At 48.7% G+C, this 17,784-nt stretch carries 13 protein-coding genes, 1 pseudogene and 1 riboswitch; of the genes and pseudogenes, 2 read left to right on the forward strand and 12 right to left on the reverse strand.

Annotated elements, in window-relative coordinates; all coding sequences use genetic code 11:
- Positions 1–76: 76 nt before the first annotated feature.
- From ACI77B_RS10495 to ACI77B_RS10515, 5 genes and pseudogenes are all read right to left on the reverse strand, one after another.
- Positions 77–1,456 carry a TIGR04283 family arsenosugar biosynthesis glycosyltransferase gene (locus ACI77B_RS10495; RefSeq protein ID WP_409336762.1) on the reverse strand — a complete coding sequence of 460 codons (1,380 nt, stop codon included), beginning with the start codon at positions 1,454–1,456 and terminating at the stop codon, positions 77–79.
- Positions 1,456–1,902, reverse strand: a complete 447-nt coding sequence (locus tag ACI77B_RS10500) for a C-GCAxxG-C-C family protein (RefSeq protein WP_409336763.1) — start codon at positions 1,900–1,902, stop codon at positions 1,456–1,458. The genes ACI77B_RS10495 and ACI77B_RS10500 overlap by 1 nt, the downstream gene beginning before the upstream one ends.
- A gap of 140 nt (positions 1,903–2,042) precedes the next feature.
- Positions 2,043–2,699 carry a YdjY domain-containing protein gene (locus ACI77B_RS10505; protein ID WP_409336764.1) on the reverse strand — a complete coding sequence of 219 codons (657 nt, stop codon included), beginning with the start codon at positions 2,697–2,699 and terminating at the stop codon, positions 2,043–2,045.
- 503 nt (positions 2,700–3,202) lie between these two features.
- A pseudogene (locus tag ACI77B_RS10510) lies at positions 3,203–3,826 on the reverse strand (TVP38/TMEM64 family protein); the annotation flags it as partial.
- A 467-nt stretch (positions 3,827–4,293) separates the two neighbouring features.
- Entirely contained in the window at positions 4,294–5,493 is a 1,200-nt protein-coding gene (locus ACI77B_RS10515; protein WP_409336765.1) for an FprA family A-type flavoprotein, read from the reverse strand.
- 432 nt (positions 5,494–5,925) lie between these two features.
- Here ACI77B_RS10515 and ACI77B_RS10520 point away from each other — a divergent pair, with 432 nt between their 5' ends.
- Positions 5,926–6,990, forward strand: a complete 1,065-nt coding sequence (locus ACI77B_RS10520; protein ID WP_409336766.1) for a Crp/Fnr family transcriptional regulator — start codon at positions 5,926–5,928, stop codon at positions 6,988–6,990.
- A gap of 66 nt (positions 6,991–7,056) precedes the next feature.
- Here the strand turns inward: ACI77B_RS10520 and ACI77B_RS10525 are convergent, their stop codons facing one another.
- On the reverse strand, positions 7,057–8,106 hold the full coding sequence (locus ACI77B_RS10525; RefSeq protein WP_409336767.1) for a D-alanine--D-alanine ligase family protein: 1,050 nt from the start codon (positions 8,104–8,106) through the stop codon (positions 7,057–7,059).
- Positions 8,107–8,394: 288 nt separating this feature from the next.
- Positions 8,395–9,399: a P1 family peptidase gene (locus ACI77B_RS10530; RefSeq protein ID WP_409336768.1), complete on the reverse strand. Its 1,005-nt coding sequence runs from the start codon at positions 9,397–9,399 to the stop codon at positions 8,395–8,397.
- Between the two features lie 303 nt (positions 9,400–9,702).
- On the opposite strand from ACI77B_RS10530, the gene ACI77B_RS10535 reads away from it, so the two are divergent.
- Positions 9,703–10,080: a hypothetical protein gene (locus tag ACI77B_RS10535; RefSeq protein WP_409336769.1), complete on the forward strand. Its 378-nt coding sequence runs from the start codon at positions 9,703–9,705 to the stop codon at positions 10,078–10,080.
- A 312-nt stretch (positions 10,081–10,392) separates the two neighbouring features.
- Here the strand turns inward: ACI77B_RS10535 and ACI77B_RS10540 are convergent, their stop codons facing one another.
- From ACI77B_RS10540 to ACI77B_RS10560, 5 genes are all read right to left on the reverse strand, one after another.
- Positions 10,393–11,565: an ABC transporter substrate-binding protein gene (locus tag ACI77B_RS10540; RefSeq protein ID WP_409336770.1), complete on the reverse strand. Its 1,173-nt coding sequence runs from the start codon at positions 11,563–11,565 to the stop codon at positions 10,393–10,395.
- 113 nt (positions 11,566–11,678) lie between these two features.
- Positions 11,679–14,207: a hypothetical protein gene (locus tag ACI77B_RS10545; protein WP_409336771.1), complete on the reverse strand. Its 2,529-nt coding sequence runs from the start codon at positions 14,205–14,207 to the stop codon at positions 11,679–11,681.
- Positions 14,208–14,368: 161 nt separating this feature from the next.
- Complete coding sequence (locus ACI77B_RS10550) at positions 14,369–15,163, reverse strand: fibronectin type III domain-containing protein (protein ID WP_409336772.1); 795 nt, start codon at positions 15,161–15,163, stop codon at positions 14,369–14,371.
- Positions 15,164–15,292: 129 nt separating this feature from the next.
- Positions 15,293–16,660 carry a sirohydrochlorin cobaltochelatase gene (locus tag ACI77B_RS10555; protein WP_409336773.1) on the reverse strand — a complete coding sequence of 456 codons (1,368 nt, stop codon included), beginning with the start codon at positions 16,658–16,660 and terminating at the stop codon, positions 15,293–15,295.
- Between the two features lie 150 nt (positions 16,661–16,810).
- Positions 16,811–17,016, reverse strand: a riboswitch (cobalamin riboswitch).
- 50 nt (positions 17,017–17,066) lie between these two features.
- Positions 17,067–17,780 carry a precorrin-8X methylmutase gene (locus tag ACI77B_RS10560; RefSeq protein ID WP_409336774.1) on the reverse strand — a complete coding sequence of 238 codons (714 nt, stop codon included), beginning with the start codon at positions 17,778–17,780 and terminating at the stop codon, positions 17,067–17,069.
- Between the last annotated feature and the right edge of the window lie 4 nt (positions 17,781–17,784).

The raw sequence follows: 17,784 nt of genomic DNA on the forward strand, positions 1-17,784 counted from the left end.
GGATTCAGCCGTTTTTCGTCTCTTCTTTCCGGAAATTCTGCTGTCTGAAGCCTGTTCCGCAGAGATTCTTCTCTGCCTAACGGACGTCTTTATACATCCTTGCAAGCTTTTCAGGACTTATCCCATGCAGATACATCTGCCGCATATCGTACATTTTCTTCATCAGGCGCAGCGTTCCCTTGGTATCCTTGGGGTAGCGCCGGTCCGAACTGATCAGTTTCGCCCTTGTCAGCCCGATGGAAATCCCGTACCGCTTCAGTTCTCTGGACAGTTCATAATCCTCCATCAGCGGAATTTCCGGAAAACCACCCATCTTCGAGAACAGCCTGCGGTCGATAAATATTCCCTGATCACCGAACATAATGCCGTCATTTCTGACACGCCTGTTTGATAATATACTGTTCGTCAGCATGAGAAAGCGCTTTGTCGGAAATCCGATGCGGAAACATCCAGCCAGATGAGAGGCGTAAACCCTGCGGATCTCACGCTGCGGATTTTTTGGAAGTCTCGTGTCACAGTGCAGAAAGAACAGAATATCACCGGATGCTTCCTGGGCGCCCAGATTCATCTGTTTTGCCCGTCCCCTTTCGCTGTGTAGAACAATGTACTGCGGATCAATTTTTTCTGCCGTTCCATCCGTACTTTCCCCATCGACAAAAATCACCTCGCAAGAAGATAATCCTCTCTTGATTTCCCCCTGGATATGCCGGATAAGTTTCCTTTCATTGCAGAATGGAACAATTACGGATATTTTCAGATGCTGCAGAATATACTGGTCTGTCTCCAGAAACCTTTTCTCCGGATGGCGTCTCTTCCTGTCCAGACGGTGGATCAGATCTTTTCTGGTATCTACGTCATACAGCACTTCCGCCAGGCTCAGGGTCAGACCGTGATCGAGAACAGCCGCTGCAGTGTTTTCAAACACATTGCTTCCACCGTACACCTGATCCTCAAAACAGACATGCTGCGGCGTCTTGCTGCCGATCAGATAATATCCTCCGTCTCTTGTAGGACCCAGGACCACATCATGCGTCTTCATCCTTGTGAATGCGTCTTCGAAGATTTCTTTTGTCAGATCCGGAAGATCAGTCCCTGTCAGCACGCAGCTGTCATAGCCCTCGTTCAGCACTTCTTCCATGGCCTGGTACATCCGCTCGCCAAGATCCAGACTGACCTGCTGACGGTAGGTAATCTTTCCGCTGCCATGCTGCCAGCCAGAGGGCGGTTCAGGCAGTTTTCTTCTGAATATTTCTGTCAGCGCCGCCGGATCCCCCGGCCCGGTGTAGTAGATAAACAGGTCCGCATCGATTCCGCTGAGGTTTCTCCTGATGTCTCTGAGAAAGCAGAAGTGAAGCTCTGCGCATTGCTGAGGTGTGTAATAAGGCATCAGACGAGTCTTGGTATGACCGGGAACAGGAATTCTTGTGAACAGAATTACCGCTCTTCTTTCCGTCATTACAGCATTCCCTCCAGAATATCAATCGTGTCTTTTACAATAACCGGACAGCGGGTGAGGAGCAGATTTTCCTCCTGATGTTTCGCTGCCTCATCCGAATCCGTCAGATTATAGCCCAGCAGTCCGCTGCATTCTTCTGAATCGTACTTCTTCTGAAATTCCATACGGAACTGGGCCATCTTTTTATAGATCTCTGTCTTCCCATCCGCATCATCCCTGTGATCATGTCCATATTTCAATCCGAGAAGCATAAATGCTGCGATCACCGCTCCACAGGTTTTTCCTGCAAGCATTCCCCCGCCAAACGCGGAAGTAAGGCGGAGCAGCTCCTTTTCATCCACGCCGAGTTCGCTGCTGAATGCAGCGGCAACAACCTGAGAACAATCGATCCCATGCATGAATAAATCTGTAATTTCTTCTACACTGTAATTTTTACTTGACTTCATATCGACTCCTTTTTCCGCTGAATTTTCACTGACAGTATAACGCATTTCTACAGTCAGAAAAAGGACGGAATCCCAATGCTGGAATTCTCGTCCTTTTTCATACGAAATACTGACGTTCTTTCAACAGTCCGCAGTATTTACTAGTCCTTCAGAGCAAAGGTAACCTTTACAACTGTGCCGTCCTTCGGCAGAACCTTGGAGTTACCCATAACCTTGACTTTTCCGCCCTCGATGTCACCAAATCCGTAAGCAGCGTTGGAAATGATTCCTGTAGCGCAGCTGTCCAGGCAGGCAATGCATCCAGTGTTATTCTTATATGCTCTTTCAATGTTTCCGGAGAAACGGAAGTCAACCTTCGGTGTTCCCTTATCTGTCTTCAGAGTCTTGACAGCCGGAACAGCCTTATGTCCTTTCCAGGATACGGTAACGTCAACCTTCTGTCCGCCGGTCTTCTGACCCTTCTTCTGCGGAACCATCTTATCCCACGGCTCTCCGCCGATCTTGATCATAGCACCGTAGAAATCCTTTTCAGAAGGATAAGCAGTCAGTACGGTCTTATCTCCGTTTGAACCGCCCTTAAATACGACATAATGACGTGTGGACTGTGTGAAGTATGTTCCATTGACCTTTGCATAGATAGTAACCGTTCTCTTGGAAGTGTCGGTTTTGATCTTGCTGTAGTCTGTCTTGCTTCCAGAAGAAGAAGAAGAACTGGATCCACCACATGCAGCCAGAGAAACCGCCATAATTACGCCGAGAGCTCCGACAACAAGCTTTTTCATTAAACTTGATTTCATAATAACTTTCCTTTCCCAATTATGCAGATAACGAATACCTGATCAACACCATCTTCAGATTACGCACGCTGCTTCTTTGCCTTACTTAAATTCAGAAGCAGAACCAGGGCAAATCCTACAATGATGAATGCCAGCATAACCATATTTACCGTTCCAAATGGAACAGACACGAGTCCGACTCCCATTCTTGCAACAGCTGCAGGAGTCACCGTCAGGGCATTGCCACTTCCAATCAGCATGAGCACAATGCACACAGCAATATTAACGATCGAGAACTTCGGCCCGCACTTAAAGCTGGTGAACATCAGAGCGAGCAGGAAGGTGAGCACCCAGCCTGCATAGAACAGCCAGCCAACATTCACACGCATAGCGAGCCATGTGGACTTGGTGCAGAAGACACCGATAACCATTCCCCAGAATGCAGCATTATAAAGCTTTCCAATTATAACTGCAGGAGACATTCCCTCGGAAACATACTCTTTTCCCGCCGCTTCTGCCGCAGCCTTTTTCCTCTTCTCATTCATGGTGTAAACCTGACGAAGAAGTGCAATCAGAATCGCGAATGAGAACAGGCAGACCAGACCAATGAACAGTTTCTGTGCGCCGCCGGTCAGGAGTCCTCCGACATAGGAGTACACGATGCAGGCAGGCAGCTGTCCAAGTCCGGTTGCCAGGAAGAATCCGCCGAAATCCATTGCAGTAAGTCCAGCTGCATAGCTGACGATATCAAAAGAGATAAACGGCAGCAGTCTGGCAATCAGAATACATTTCTTTCCCTGTTTCTCAAAGAACACTTCAATCTGATTCAGTGCGCCCTTTGTGCAGATTTTCTCTACGACATCACGTCCCAGAATTCTTGCGATGTAGAAGCAGAGAGCCGCTCCTGCCATCGAAGAAACGAAGGACAGAATACAGCCCTGCCACCATCCGAACAGATTCGCATTGGTCAGTGTAATGAAGAATGCCGGAAGAGGCGCCGCGATAGACTGGAAAATCATCAGCAGTGCGGATACCAGCATTGCCCATTTACCATACTTCGCGATAAAGGCTCTCATCCGTCCAAAGTCACCGCTCTTGAACATCGCCACAATGCTGTTCATGAAGTGATGAACGGATGGAACATACATGTAAACCAAAATGCATACGACCAGAATCGCGAGCAGAATAATTTTTCCTCCCCAGCGTTTCCAGAATCCCTGCTGAACTTTAGCCGTTTCAGCCGGAACACTTGTTGTCTGATTCGTTTTGTTTTCCATAATCCTCCTTAAAATAACATGTAATCGTCACATAAACATTAAATAATCTTTTCCCCTGCTTCAACTATCTGACATTAGTCTACCATTATAGTCGGTAGATTAACAATTGAAATTCTCGATATTAGACCTGGTCTGTACTGCTGTACAACAATACAGTCTCACTATTTTCATTTTCATTATTTACTATCATTGTCAATACCTGCACAAACATTTTACATGATGCTGGAATTCTGTGTAAATACCCGCTTGCTGGAACCCAAGACAAAGAAAAAGACGGCCGTTCTATGTCCCGTCTGGGCATGAAGCTGCCGTCTCAATTTTATATTATCTGTATTTTATTACCTCATAGACTCTGCAATTTCGCCAGCAAGAGTTTCCAGCTTCTTCTCAGAATCTTCATTGACAGAAGACTTTACCAGCGGCTGGTCTTCCATGACGTTCATATTCTTCAGACCGGAGAGCAGGTTGTTCAGGCACTTTCCGGCTGCCGGAGCCCAGGTTCCGTTATAAACCACAGAAATCGTTCTGTTCTGCAGGTTCAGGCGGCCCATATCCTCAACAAAATTCTGCATTGGCGGATACAGGTTCATGTTATAGGTTACGGACAGGAGCGCGATGTTGCTGAAACGGAATGCCTCGCTGATCAGATAAGAAACATGAGTCTTGCTGACATCGTACATCTGAATGTTGTGTACGCCCTTCTCATGCAGCTTGGCGGCAAGAATCTGCGCAGCGTTCTCCGTGTGACCGTACATGGATCCGTAAACGATCAGAACACCCTTTTCCTCCGGTGTGTAAGATCCCCACTTCTGATACTTATCGATGAACCAGCCGAGATCCTTTCTCCAGACCGGACCGTGCAGCGGGCAGATGTACTTGATGTCCAGGCCGGCTGCCTTCTTCAGCAGGTTCGTTGTCTGCGGACCATACTTTCCTACGATGTTTGTGTAATATCTTCTTGCTTCCGGAAGCCAGTCTCTCTCGAAGTTTACCTCATCGGCAAAAAGTGCACCGTCAAGGGATTTAAATGAACCGAATGCATCCGCACTGAACAGAACACCATTCGTCTTATCATAAGTAACCATAACCTCCGGCCAGTGTACCATCGGAGCCTTTACAAAAGTAACGACGTGCTTTCCGAAGCTCAGCTCATCACCCTCATTAGCCTCAATGAAACGGTCAGCAAAATCGAATCCGAACTGCTGTCCGAACTGCTGTCCCTTCTTGGTGCAGACAACCTTGGCCTCCGGATACTCCTGCAGAACAAGGCCCAGTGTAGCTGCATGATCCGGCTCAAAATGATTGACTACAATGTAGTCCAGCTTGCGGCCGTTCAGAACTGCATGCAGGTTCTCCATAAACTGCTCACCGACAGACCAGTCTGCCGTATCAAACAAAACAGCCTTCTCATCCAGCAATACATATGAGTTATAGGAAACTCCGTCCGGAATCGGATGAATGTTCTCAAATAAACTGAGACGCTTGTCATTTCCACCGATCCAGTACAGATCTTCCGTTACTTTTCTTACACAACGCATGGTGATGCCTCCTCAATTCGTATGCAATTATTATTCAATGCCCTTCAACATTCCTATTTTGTCATAATCGGCACGACTTGTAAATCCTTATTCACAAAGTTTCACATATGTATACACGAATACATTAAATTTATGATTAGTAATCAGACTCCAGAACCATTTCCGAAATGGCCGCAGATCAGAGCAGATACACCTTTCCACAAGCTGACCGAGCTGCAGTTGTGCACTTTGATATGCTCTCTTTAAGAAAGAAAGTGGGGAAAAGCCGCTGGTGATCGTAAAGGGAGTTTTTTATATTGGTCCGCATTGGCCTGCTGTCCTGAGAAGAAAATAAGCGAAATATGGGTATACAATATACTACCACTTTTCGCTGGTTATCGTTGTCTCCGCGGCATTTCCTATTATTCATCATTTATGCAAGGTTCAAGGCAGGTGTTCATCGCCAACCTGATAATCCTGTTCATTTCTGTTATTTCAATTTTTTTCATGTTTTTCACGCAAGCTGAACGCAATTATGATATAATAAATGTAAATGAAGTATGTAGATATCTTTATTGCTATCTAATTCATCTTTCACATTATTATAAACTAGTTAACATATGGATTTTATCAGGGAAATCAGTTATCACTGTATATCGGGAAGGATTTATCATGGAAAAATGTATGTTATTCGATTCGATTGACGAACAGTCCTTACAGGAATTGATTTCCTGCTTATCGCCTGAAATAAAAAAATATTCGCAAGATGATGTCATTATGGAATATACGGCATCCGAACCTTCTCGTCTGGCTTTTGTATATTCGGGAAGGGCAGCGCTGGAAATGACAGACCGCTGCGGAGATGAATATGTCATGGATTTTTACGAGAAGGAGGATATTATGGGGGATCTGTTTACTCTGCCGATTCCGGATCTCCATTATTCCATCATTGCACTGAAAGACTGTGAGATTGTTCATTTCAACTATCACAATCTTCTTACGCCGTGTGAGAGCCTGTGTTCTGCACATATCCAGCTTCAAAACAATCTGCTGCAGATGATTGCACAGAAATCACAGCAGATGGCCATGCATTTGTCTATCCTGTTTCAGCCGACAACGCGTGATAAACTGCTCAGTTATCTGAAATTTATCCATTCTCTCAATCCTTCTGAAGAGGAATTCTATATTCCGATTTCGCTGAGCAATCTGGCAGAATATCTGCATGTTGACCGCGCATCCATGATGCGTACACTTCAGCTGATGAAACGGGACGGCCTGATTGAAAGTAAGGCCAGGAAATTCAAATTGCTGGAAAATAGTCCCCAGCGCTTTGAGCTTGCCGACCATCCGGCAATTCCGTCTGAAGATCACGGAAAATCAGATGATCTTCCTCTGAAACAGATTCTCAGGAAAACAAAAAGAGAAGCATTAACGGATATTCTGCAGTCATACAGGAGCTGCGGCAGACAGCAGAATAATGCAGAAAAAAAGAGACCGCCGCACAGGTTCGTTTCATAACCTTGTGCAGCAGTCCCGGAGATCATTATGGGAGCGTCGGATTCTGGTCCGGCGCTCTTTTGTCGTTTACTTATTTAAGAAGCCTTCCGGCTTAATCCCGGAATCCTGGAAACGCTCATAACCGTAATCAATGATGCGGTCAATCAGCTCCGTAAAGCCGACGCCCTGCTCTTTCCAGATCATCGGGAACATGCTCAGACTTGTAAATCCCGGAAGTGTATTCAGCTCATTGATGAACAGTTCACCGGTTTTCTTATCAAGCAGAAAATCTACACGCGCACATCCCGCGCAGTCCAGCGCCTGGTAAGCCTTTACAGCGGTTTCTCTGACCTGGCTGCTCAGCTCCTCATCCAGCTGTGCCGGTACCTGAATGACGGTTCCTGAGTCTTCCGTATATTTTGCTGTGTAATCGTAGAAATCACGTGCAGCCTGAATGCTTCCGACAGCCGCACATTCCGGCCGGTCATTTCCGATGACGCCGGTTTCCACTTCCAGGGCATCCACACCGTTCTCTACAACGATTCTTCTGTCAAAACGCGCTGCTTCAAGGATTCCCTGTCTCAGCTCGTCACGATCTCTGACCTTGGAAATGCCCACGCTGGATCCGGTATTGGCCGGCTTGACGAACATCGGATAGACGAGAGTTTTTTCACAGCGGTCCGCCGCCTCTTCCAGATGATCGGAAAGTTCCTCTCTGAGGATCAGCTGGAAATCCGGAGTCGGAAGGCCGCAGCTCTGGAAAATCAGCTTGGAAGCCGCCTTGTCCATGGCCAGAGAGGATGCCAGAACGCCGCATCCGGCATAAGGAACGTGCAGCATTTCAAACAGGCCCTGGATGGTTCCGTCCTCACCGTATTTTCCATGCAGCACCGGGAAAATCAGATCCAGATCCTTCAGCTGTCCTGGAGAAAACGGTTCCGCATCTTTTTCCCAGCTTCCATCTGCCATTTCAGACAGCGGACCACTGAACTTCTTCCACTCCCCCTGCTTTGTAATGCCGATCAGGACCGGCTCATGTTTATCTTTATTTATAGCTTCTGCAACGGACCTGGCCGATACCCGTGATACCTCATGTTCCGTAGATTTTCCACCAAAAATAATTCCAATTTTATCCATTATGACCCCTTTCAATCGTTCAGATCCTCGTATTCATGATAAACTGCATTCCTTTTGTTTAAAAATTTACCACTTTCAGGGCCATAATTCCATACGAAAATGTTGAAGAAGCCTTCAATGAATCAAAAGACTGACCCGGGACAGAAGCCAAGGAAATACCTGCCTTCGCGGCCGTCTGCTTCTGCCCGGACATTGCTTCCTTCCCTGCTCCCCTGATGCTGCTTTCCTTTTTTTATCTTACTCCAAATTTGTTTCTATACATAAAGCGTATAAGGCTGCAGCCCTATACTACAGCTTTATATGAGAAAAAAATTCCTCCTCTGAAATCCGTGCCTCTGTCACGGCCCGGACGATGGCCTGCTGCATGACCTGGGCGGCAAGGCTTCCGGCCAGGTTGATGTCTGCCTGCATCTTTCCGATGCTGGCGGCGTAGACAGTGTCGCCGTCGGACATGGTCGCCACCGGGCGGATGCAGCGGGCGTAGGCGTTCAGCGTCATGGCGGCGATTTTATTCATCTGCGGCTTCGTAAAGGCTGCGTTCGTCACCACTGCGCCGATGGTGGTATTCTGCAGGGCCGTGCCGGATCCGGCCTCTTGCGCATTGCTTTTTGTCCGGGAAGCACGGTAAAGCTGCGCCATACAGTCCTCGGCGTCCAGCCAGGACTTCCGGTCGTCGCTGCGCATGCCTGCGAGTTTCTCACCAGTCGACGGATCGTAAACGTCGCCCATTGCATTGACGGAGACGATGGCCGCCATCTTCAAATCACCAAGCTGAGCCGCAAAGCAGCCGAGGCCGGACTTGCTGGCGTTCCGCATGGTTTTCAGCTTTCCGACGGTCGCTCCTGTCCCGGCTCCATAATTTCCCATGGCAAGGGGCTGATGCTTAAGCGCATTTTCACAGGCCTGAAAGCCCATCGCCGGGTCCGGGCGGACATCAGACCGGCCGTAGTTCAGGTCATAAATACAGGACTGACAGACCAGAGGGACTTTCGCGAACGGGGTCTGGTATCCTATTCCATGCTTCTCCAGGCACTCCATGACACCCTGAGAGGCCGCTAGGCCAAAGGCGGAGCCTCCGGAAAGCACAATGCTGTGAATCCGGTTTTCTGCTGTCTCTGAGTAAGTCAGACCGGTTTCCCGGGATGCCGGGCCGCCCCCGCTGATCTTGCAGCCTGCCGATGCTCCTTCTGGAAAGACGAGTGCGGTTACTCCCGTCTCCGCCTCTCTATCCTGCACATTTCCCGCACATAATCCATCAATATCATGAAGATCAATTTCCTTATCCCACATCATCGTTCAATTTCCATCCTTCCTTTACTGTCCGTGCGCAGCTGCTGTCATTCCGGTATTCGGATGTACCACTATGTTTTTTTGCCCTCTTGCTCAAGAAAGCCACCCGCCGCACTTTACAAAATATTTTACCACGTTAAAATAAAATTATGGGAATACAGAGCGTTAATGTATTTCATAAATATATTAATAGAGAATTATGAATTCTCTCAGTTTTATTCCGTAATCTGAGAAAGCGGATGTGAAAATCCGGAAAATGGATGACGGCCGGCAGCTTGAAATCCGGTCAGAAAGGAAAGAAGAACTATGTCTTATGAACTCGTATACAAACTGACCCATTACCCGGGCTTTGTGTATAAGATGAACGATCACTACTATTACATCGGAAGATGCCAGTTTGAGGAAATCACGGATCAGGATGTTACGGACAGCTATGAAATGTTCCACATCTTCGGAAGGGAAAAGAACAATCTGGATACGGCGCAGTATTTTGCCAAGCTCCGTGCTTACGCGGATATGGCACTGACCCCGCCGGCTGATCCTGAAGGAACGAAAAAACAGCTTGAGGACTTTCTGGATTCTCTGAATCCGATGGAAGCAGCGCTTTTCGGCGGACAGGTCACCGATTTTGAACACTGTTTTGAGATGTTCAATGGTCCTCTGGACGAAATAAAAATGGATTAAATCCTGCTGAAAGAGCATCACCGATGGTGGTAAGAGTTCGTGGGAGTTTTTGTTGACAGATCTCCAGGCTTTTTCTGTGAGCTGCATCGCAGCCTGTGCCTGGAACTCCTCCCGGCCCCCCTTCGCGCATGCTCACGCTTACGACTCCGCCGGCCTGAATCCGGAGGCATAAAGCCCGGATTCAGGCCGGCGGTCGTCTGGCAGCGAAGCGCTCAGAAATTCAGGCATCAGGCTGCGTTACAGACTCATCTTCAATCAGCCTGGCAAATCCCTTACCGCTCCACAGCTCTCGAGCAGCATCTGGGTTACGGCTTACTTCAGTTTCGTCAGGAATCGCATTCCTGTCGGATTCTTCTCCTGAATCAGGGTATTGAAATCTACGACGATATCTCCCGCCTGATCCGGACGCTGATACATCGCAGACTTCGCCAGCCAGCAGTTTCCATTCTTTACTGCCTTCAGTTTCTTGATGACCGGATCCTTGGATTTCAGAGCGGACATGCTCGTCACGCTGCTGTCGATGCTGCCGTTATAGACGATGATATCGGCATTTTTCGTCAGTTCGTAGAATTTCTCCATGTTCATCGGAACGGAAATACTGGAACTGTTCTTTCCGACAGATTCATAGGCATACGTGCCGCCGGCCATCTTGATCATCGCCGGAACATAGTCATCCGAACGTCTTACAACCGCTTTTCCATCGGTTGAGATATAGAAGAAGGCCACCGTCTTATGAGAACCTTTCTTCAGATTCTTCGTCTTGGCCTCCTGTGCCTTGAAAAACTTCTGGGCTTCGGACTCTCTGTTAAAAAGCACACCGTACATCTTGATCCATTCCATGCGACCCATCGGCGTATCTTCATAGCTGGAGCGGTCGACCAGGACTGGAATATGGAGTTTTTCAATCATTTCCTTGACTTCCGGCGTATGATAAATCATCGTCGATTCCAGAGCCAGGTCGCATTTTTTCTTGACCAGAAGCTCATAATCCGGCTCGCTGTACTTCCCGGCAAACACCATCTCTTTATTTTCCATGCGCTTTTTCGGTTCCTGGAAGGACCATTCTGAGGCCCTTATGGAACTCATGGTGATGACACTGTCTCCGTGGATGTCACAGCACAGGGACATGACGGCGGTTGCCGCCAGATAGACGTTTTTCAGCGGCTGACGGATGACGGTAATCTTCTTTGGAAGATTCTCCGGCTTCTTCTTTCCCTGCGGGATGACCAGGCATTTCCCTTCCTGCTTGATGTCAATCACACTGTAACCACCTTTATAGCGGTAGATGCTGAACTGTTTCGCGTAGTCCAGTTTGATTTTTGACTGATAGGTCAGACCGGAAATTTCCGGATGTCCGGAAGAAGAGGACGCCGAACCAGAAGAACCGGAGCTGCTGCCTGATCCAGAAGAACCGCCGCATCCTGTCAGCATGACTGCCGCCATGATCACGGCCAGAAGAAGCACGCCTGCTTTCTTGAATCTCATAAATTTACTGCTCTTCATCATTCTGTTATCACTTTTCTTTCTGCTTTTTTCCTTAGCTGGCGGAAAGGAAGAAGTTTCCATTCCGCCTCTTCATACAACCGGGACAGCCCCGCTTACTCCTGCTGGGCTTTTTCATAACTGCTGTACCAGCTCTGCGCATCGTCCTCACATCCAAAAATCGCTCCGTAGACTTTGATCCACTCCGCCTTTGCAAGTTTTGTTTTCTCTCTTGCAGAGCGGTCAATCAAAACCGGCGTCTGCATCGCGGTAAAGAGCTGAATGGTCTTATCCAGCTGCCGGTACTGTTTCTGCGCCTTTTCTTTTTCTGTCATCTGCCTGCTGCCTTTTCCGGATGCCGCATGAGAAGACGGCGCGTAGGTCTCTACAAATGAACGCAGGCTCTTCACGAGCATTTTTTCCGGAAGAATTCCGATAATCGACGCAAAGAAATGTTTGACCGGATGTTCTTTTGCGATGGAAGATGCCGATGCGGATGAGCTGCTCCCGCTGCCCGATGCAGCGGCATTCAGGTTTTTAATCTCATGAGGAAGTGCTCCGGAAGGAAGGATGCACAGGTCCGCCTGGCTCTCCACCAGGTCACGGTAATTCACATTCTGCCATTTCCCCGGAAACTGGATTTTTCCGTTTTTCACACGTACACGCATCCCCTGCTCCTGGCTTGCAGACAGACTGCTGTATGCTTTCTGTCTGCTGAATCCCAGCGAAGTAAATTTCCCGGACTGATTCAGGATTCCTGCAAATCTCAGCGCACTCTGAGAAGCCGTATAGCCCTTCTTCGGCGTGCGGATGATCACACAGGCCTTGTCCAGTCCCGCCGGAATCGAAGCGCCCTTCGGAACGATCAGGTAATTGATGACATTTCCCTTATACAGTTCCTGCGTTCGCTCGCTCTGGGTTTTTCCTTCTTTCTGCTCGATCTCATCCCGGTCTTCGGTGACCTTTGTCTTTTTCTCTTTATAGCCGACTGCCTTTCTGGTACTGGTATCTTTTTCCATATCCACCTGCACCAGAACGACCCCGTGGTTATACTGGAAAATCCGGAAGAGTTTCGCATTTTCCGCCTTGATTTCCGATCTGCTTTTCAGGCCGGCAATGACCGGTGCCTTCTTGGACAGTTTCTTTTGTCCTCCCTTCAGCTGCTGTGAAGATGAAGACGAGGAAGACCCGCCCTGTCCGGTCAGACCGATATAGAGTGTATAGGTAATCCAGTGGGGCTGGGACATGACGGTCGTCCGGCCGACGACGGTGTTATTCGCGTTCAGTTTTACTGGAATGACAAAAGTCGACGTGTCGGCGCCCTGCTTTCCGGTAAAGGTCCTGCCGTCTGCCCGGAGGTAGTCGTAGTGCGGACTCTGGAAGACGATTGTCGCGTAGGCCTTTCCATTGGTCACAGCGATCTTGTTACAGGAAATTCCCTTCAGTCTTCCGCTTCCGCCGGACCAGCTGAAGGTACTCGGTGTGTAGACGCCGTCCCTGAGCCCGGCATGGCTGTTGACTTTGGAAGTGCTGCCAGAAGTATCCTTCGTGGACTTGGACACGCGGTCCTTCTTATGATTGTTGCGGAAGACTTTCTGTGTGGTTGTTCCCGTTGTGCTGCTTCTTCTCTTGGTCGTGTTCCGGTCTTTCGGAATGTTCGTCGCGGAGGAAGCAACCTTCCGGATTCCAGCCGTGTAAATTTTTGCGGTATGGGCATACCAGCGGTTTTCTCTCTTGGAATGCCCCGCCAGAGCAAATTTCTTATTCAGCTTTTTCACAGGGAAAATGTAGGAATAGTAGTTGTTGTGCTCCTTGTAGTGACACCACTTCGACTTCGGCGCCTTCTCTGCCTGGGCTTTGGTACCCGGGTAGACATAGTCGTATCCCTGGCCGGTCAGCGTCAGCTGCACCTTCATTTTCCCGTTTTTCACCTTCAGAATCGCGTAGGTTCCGCCTTTATAGGGCTGGATGTTGAACATATAGTGGTCGGTCCAGGCCTGCACCCGGTAAGTGCCGTCCTTCAGTTTTCCATTTTTGAAATAGGATTTTTCCCGCTTCTTGTCTTTTGCAGAGGAAGTCTTCTTGATCGCCTTGTCATAATCGAAGTTTCCGGAGTTCTTTTTTCCGGAATCGGACGATGAATTCTTTTTGCCGGAGTTCGAGCTCTTGCTATTGTAGGTTTTCAGCTTCCCCTTCAGGCCCACATGCAGGGTGTATTCAATGCTGTGCGCTTCCGACATTCTGGTGGTAACGGCATGCACAACCGTCGCGGCATTCAGGTTCACCGGCACCGTAAATGAAGCTGTTCCCGCGCTCTCACTGACTTTCGACGTGTAGGTTTTATCTCCGATTGTCATGCTGTTGTAATAGGAGCTGTGAAAGACAATTTCTGCTTCCGCCTTTCTGTCGGTAATCTTCACCCAGCTGCAGGTAATCTTTACCTTACCGGTTCCTCCGGTAAAACTGAAGCTGGACGGTACGTAAGTTCCGTCTGCGATTTTGCTTTCTGACTCCGTCTCTGTTTCGGCATGCGCCGTTCTTTCCGCGCTGCTCCAGAGCTCAGGACAAAAAGTAAAGCAGACGGCAACCGCAAGGATGAGAGCTGCTGTCAGCAGTCTTTTCAATTTCGGCTGCAAATTGCGCATTCTTTTTCCCTCATTTCTATGCCTTTGAGATATGCGAAAATCTCCCCATCCTTGTATTCAGAGAAAACGGAGAGATTTCAGCAGAATCTGTGCTGCATGCACAGAATAACACATCATACATAATCAGAAGACCCATTAAGGATTTCCTGTTTATCCATGAATTACTTTACCTTGACGCTCTTTACTTTGCTCCATCCGGAGTATGCGGACTTATAGCCGTTGAAATGCTCTGTGCGGACACGGAAGTAATAGGTCTTGCCGCTCTTCAGCTTCTTGACGGTCTTGGAAGTCTCATCGTTGTAATAGAGATTCGTTTTAGAAGCCTTTTTCATCGACTTATTGGTGGAATACTGAAGCTGGTAGCCGCTTCCATTCTTTGTGATCTGTTTCCAGCTGACCGCTGCAGCTTTTTTCTTTGCTTTAACCTTCGTAATTGCTGTTTTTGCCGGGGCAGTAACTTTGGCGGTTTCCAGGTTTTGTTCGTTTCCGGTATAAGTCATGGTCCAGGTATGTGCTCCGTACCAGCGTTTCTTGCTTGCGCTGTGTCCGGCAAGGGATAATGTGTTGCTTCCAACTTTCACTGCATATCCGTCCTCCGTAAGCGGCAGCGTGAAGTAATGAGAGTCTCCGCGCTTTACCTGTGTCTTGATCTGATGTGCAGGATCTTCTGCAGCTGTTGAATTACCAAAATACAGGTAATCATAGCCCTGTCCGCTCAGACGGAAGGTCAGAGTCTCTACACCGTTCTTTACCGTCAGAAATGCCTGGCTGTTATCCAGCTCGCTGATGCTGAGCATAAAATAGTCCGAAGTAACCGGAAGGGCGTAAACACCATCCGGAATCTTCGCAGCGTCTGCCGTATTGGATGAATCCGCTGTTGTATCTGCAAATGCGGACATGCTCATTGCCATTACGCCGGCGCATGCAAAGGCGCCGATTTTCATCCATTTTTTCATTGTAATACCTCTTCTTTTCATATTTTCACATATACAGAGATCCGCCGCATCATTGCAGCGGATCTCTGCCTTGCCCATTATATTTTGTCCAATCAGTCTGCCGCCTGAAGCGGTACTGAAAGCGGTCAGTTATTTCATCATAGCAGCAGTGTGCTGAACGTAAATGTTCTGAACGGTCTTCAGAGAACCAAGTCCCTCGATCTGTGCGCTGACCTTGAAGCCGGCCTTCTTCAGCTGTGTCTTCCAGGAATCTGCATCGTTTCCGGCGATGTCGTTATTGGCGTGGTCGCCTGCAACAACCATCATTCCGCGGATGACAACCTTCTTATAGCCCTTCTTCTTCAGCTTCTTGATCAGGGATGTGCAGGATGTTGCTGCTGGCTTTCCTTCAACGGTTCCAACGAATACATTCTTATAGCCCAGCTTTGTGTAATCGTTCTGCATTCTTGTATAAGTAATGCGGTTTGCATGGGAGGTTCCATGTCCGATGAATACGAATGCGGTCTTGGAGCCGGATTTCTTCAGAGTTTCTGTCTTAACGCCGGCCTTCTTTGCTGCGGAAGCAGCCAGAGCCTTTGCCACGGTCTTTCTGTCCTTATCGGACTTCAGAAGCGGGCTTGCGATCTTGATCGTCTTGATGCTGCCCTTGTTCGCCTTGACATTCTCCTTCAGCAGGTCATACTCTTCACCACTCATCAGGGTGGTCGGCTGAACGATCAGGGTCTTGACACCGGCCTTGCTGGCTTTTTCCATGGCTTCTCTTACCGTGTCAATTCGGTACTCATCTCTTGCCAAGATGTGGTTGATGATGACCTGGGAAGTAAATGCTCTTCTTACAGAATATTTCTTGCCATACTTATTATTGATTGCTTTCTCGATTCCGCCGATGGTCTGGTAACGGCTTGTGTTATAGCTTGTACCAAAGCTTACGACCAGAATTTCGGACTTCTTTGTCGGTGCTGCGCAGACTTTCTTTGTCCATGCCTTGTCTTTTGCCGCGCTTCCGATCGGTGCTGCTGTGGAGAAATAGTCTGCCCCGCCTGCACCCGGATACTCATATCCGTCCGGGATCTCCGGAACGGCCTTCTTATCTGCGGCAGAGAGCTTGTTATACGCATACTTCGCAACCTTTGCGACCTTTGCTACCATCTCTGTCTGGGCCTCCTGTTCTGCCGGTGTTGACTTCGGGTGAATGTAAATCTCACCGATCAGTCCGGCAGCCAGAAGCGGGCTGTCGTTCTCATCAACAAAGGCTTTTCCCTGCTCCAGAGTCATCTGTGTGATTTTTCCGGTGATTTCCTTGACATTATCCTTAGTAACCGTGACTTTTTCGGTCTGCTGCATCGGCGTTGTGCTTGCAGCTGCCGTTGTGGTTCCATTTGATGCGGAGGTGCTCTGCGTCGAGTCTGCAAATGCCGGAACGGCAAGCAGCATGCTGGATGCTACGGCTGCAGACAGAGCCACTGTCATAAATTTCTTCAAGGATTTCTTCTTCATGAATTTTTCTCTCTTTCCCGGTTTCCGCCGCCGCAGAAACCGCTCTCACTAAAAAACCTTCTGCGCTGAAAACGCGGCAGAAGGCATACAGATAGAAACATATTCTATCGCATATGCCAGTTACTCGTGGCGCGGAAAGCCGTTTCTTTCCACTGCGATCTTATCCAGGCAGGTCTCCTGACTTGCAGATTTCCGCATCCGCCGCCTTCCCGCGCAGTGAGAGCCTGCGCAGTGGCATTACAGCTTCCGCAATCTGTTTACAGTGACGAAGTTCGTACAGGACTTCCACCTGTTTCCCTTTTCAACCGCTGCCTGCTCATCTATAGACAGCAATCACCTGAACGTAAAATATATTATAACATGCGTTCACAGGTCTTTCAATTTCCTGTCACAGAAAATATATGACTTACTTCCTGTTTTCCGGGGTCAGCCAGCCCGCCGCCGTGTACAGCAGCGCATTGATGATTGCGGCGGCAACATTGCTTCCGCCCTTTCTGCCCATGGCAATGATCGCCGGAACATGATGTTTTTCACAGGCTTCCAGCAGCATCTCCTTGCTTTCCACCACATTGACAAAGCCCACCGGAACGCCGACAACAAGGGAAGGCCGGAGTCCCTCTTCAATCTGCTCCGTGAGTGAAATCAGAGCAGTCGGCGCGTTTCCGGATGCAAACACCCCATGCGGATGAACTTTTCCGGCATATTCCATGGAGGCTCTCGCCCTGGTGCTGCCTTCTTCTTTTGCCCTCTTTGCAATTTCAGGATCTGCCATATAGCAGACGGCACGGCCGGAAAGTTTTTCCAGCGCTCTTTTACTGATTCCGGAAAGTGCCATGTTGGTGTCCGTAATGACAATCTTTTCTTCCTCTGCCGGCGCCGCTGCCTCTTCTCCTGCCTGAAGACCCCGGAGGAAATAACGGACGCCCGCCTCAGGTCCATTTTCCACGAACCTTAAGTTTTCCGCGTAATCAAAATCCGCACTGGTGTGAATCGCCCGCAGCAGGACGGCACGTTCTGCCTCATTTTCCGGAAGTGTGAATCCTTTTTCTTCCAGCTCCTTCCGGATTGTCCTCATGCTGGTCTTTTCAATATCTCCCGGTTTCACATGCTGAAGTCCCATAAAT

This window comes from Eubacterium sp. F2 (assembly GCF_046244355.1).
In the GTDB taxonomy this organism is placed as follows: Bacteria; Bacillota; Clostridia; order Peptostreptococcales; family Anaerovoracaceae; genus Aminicella.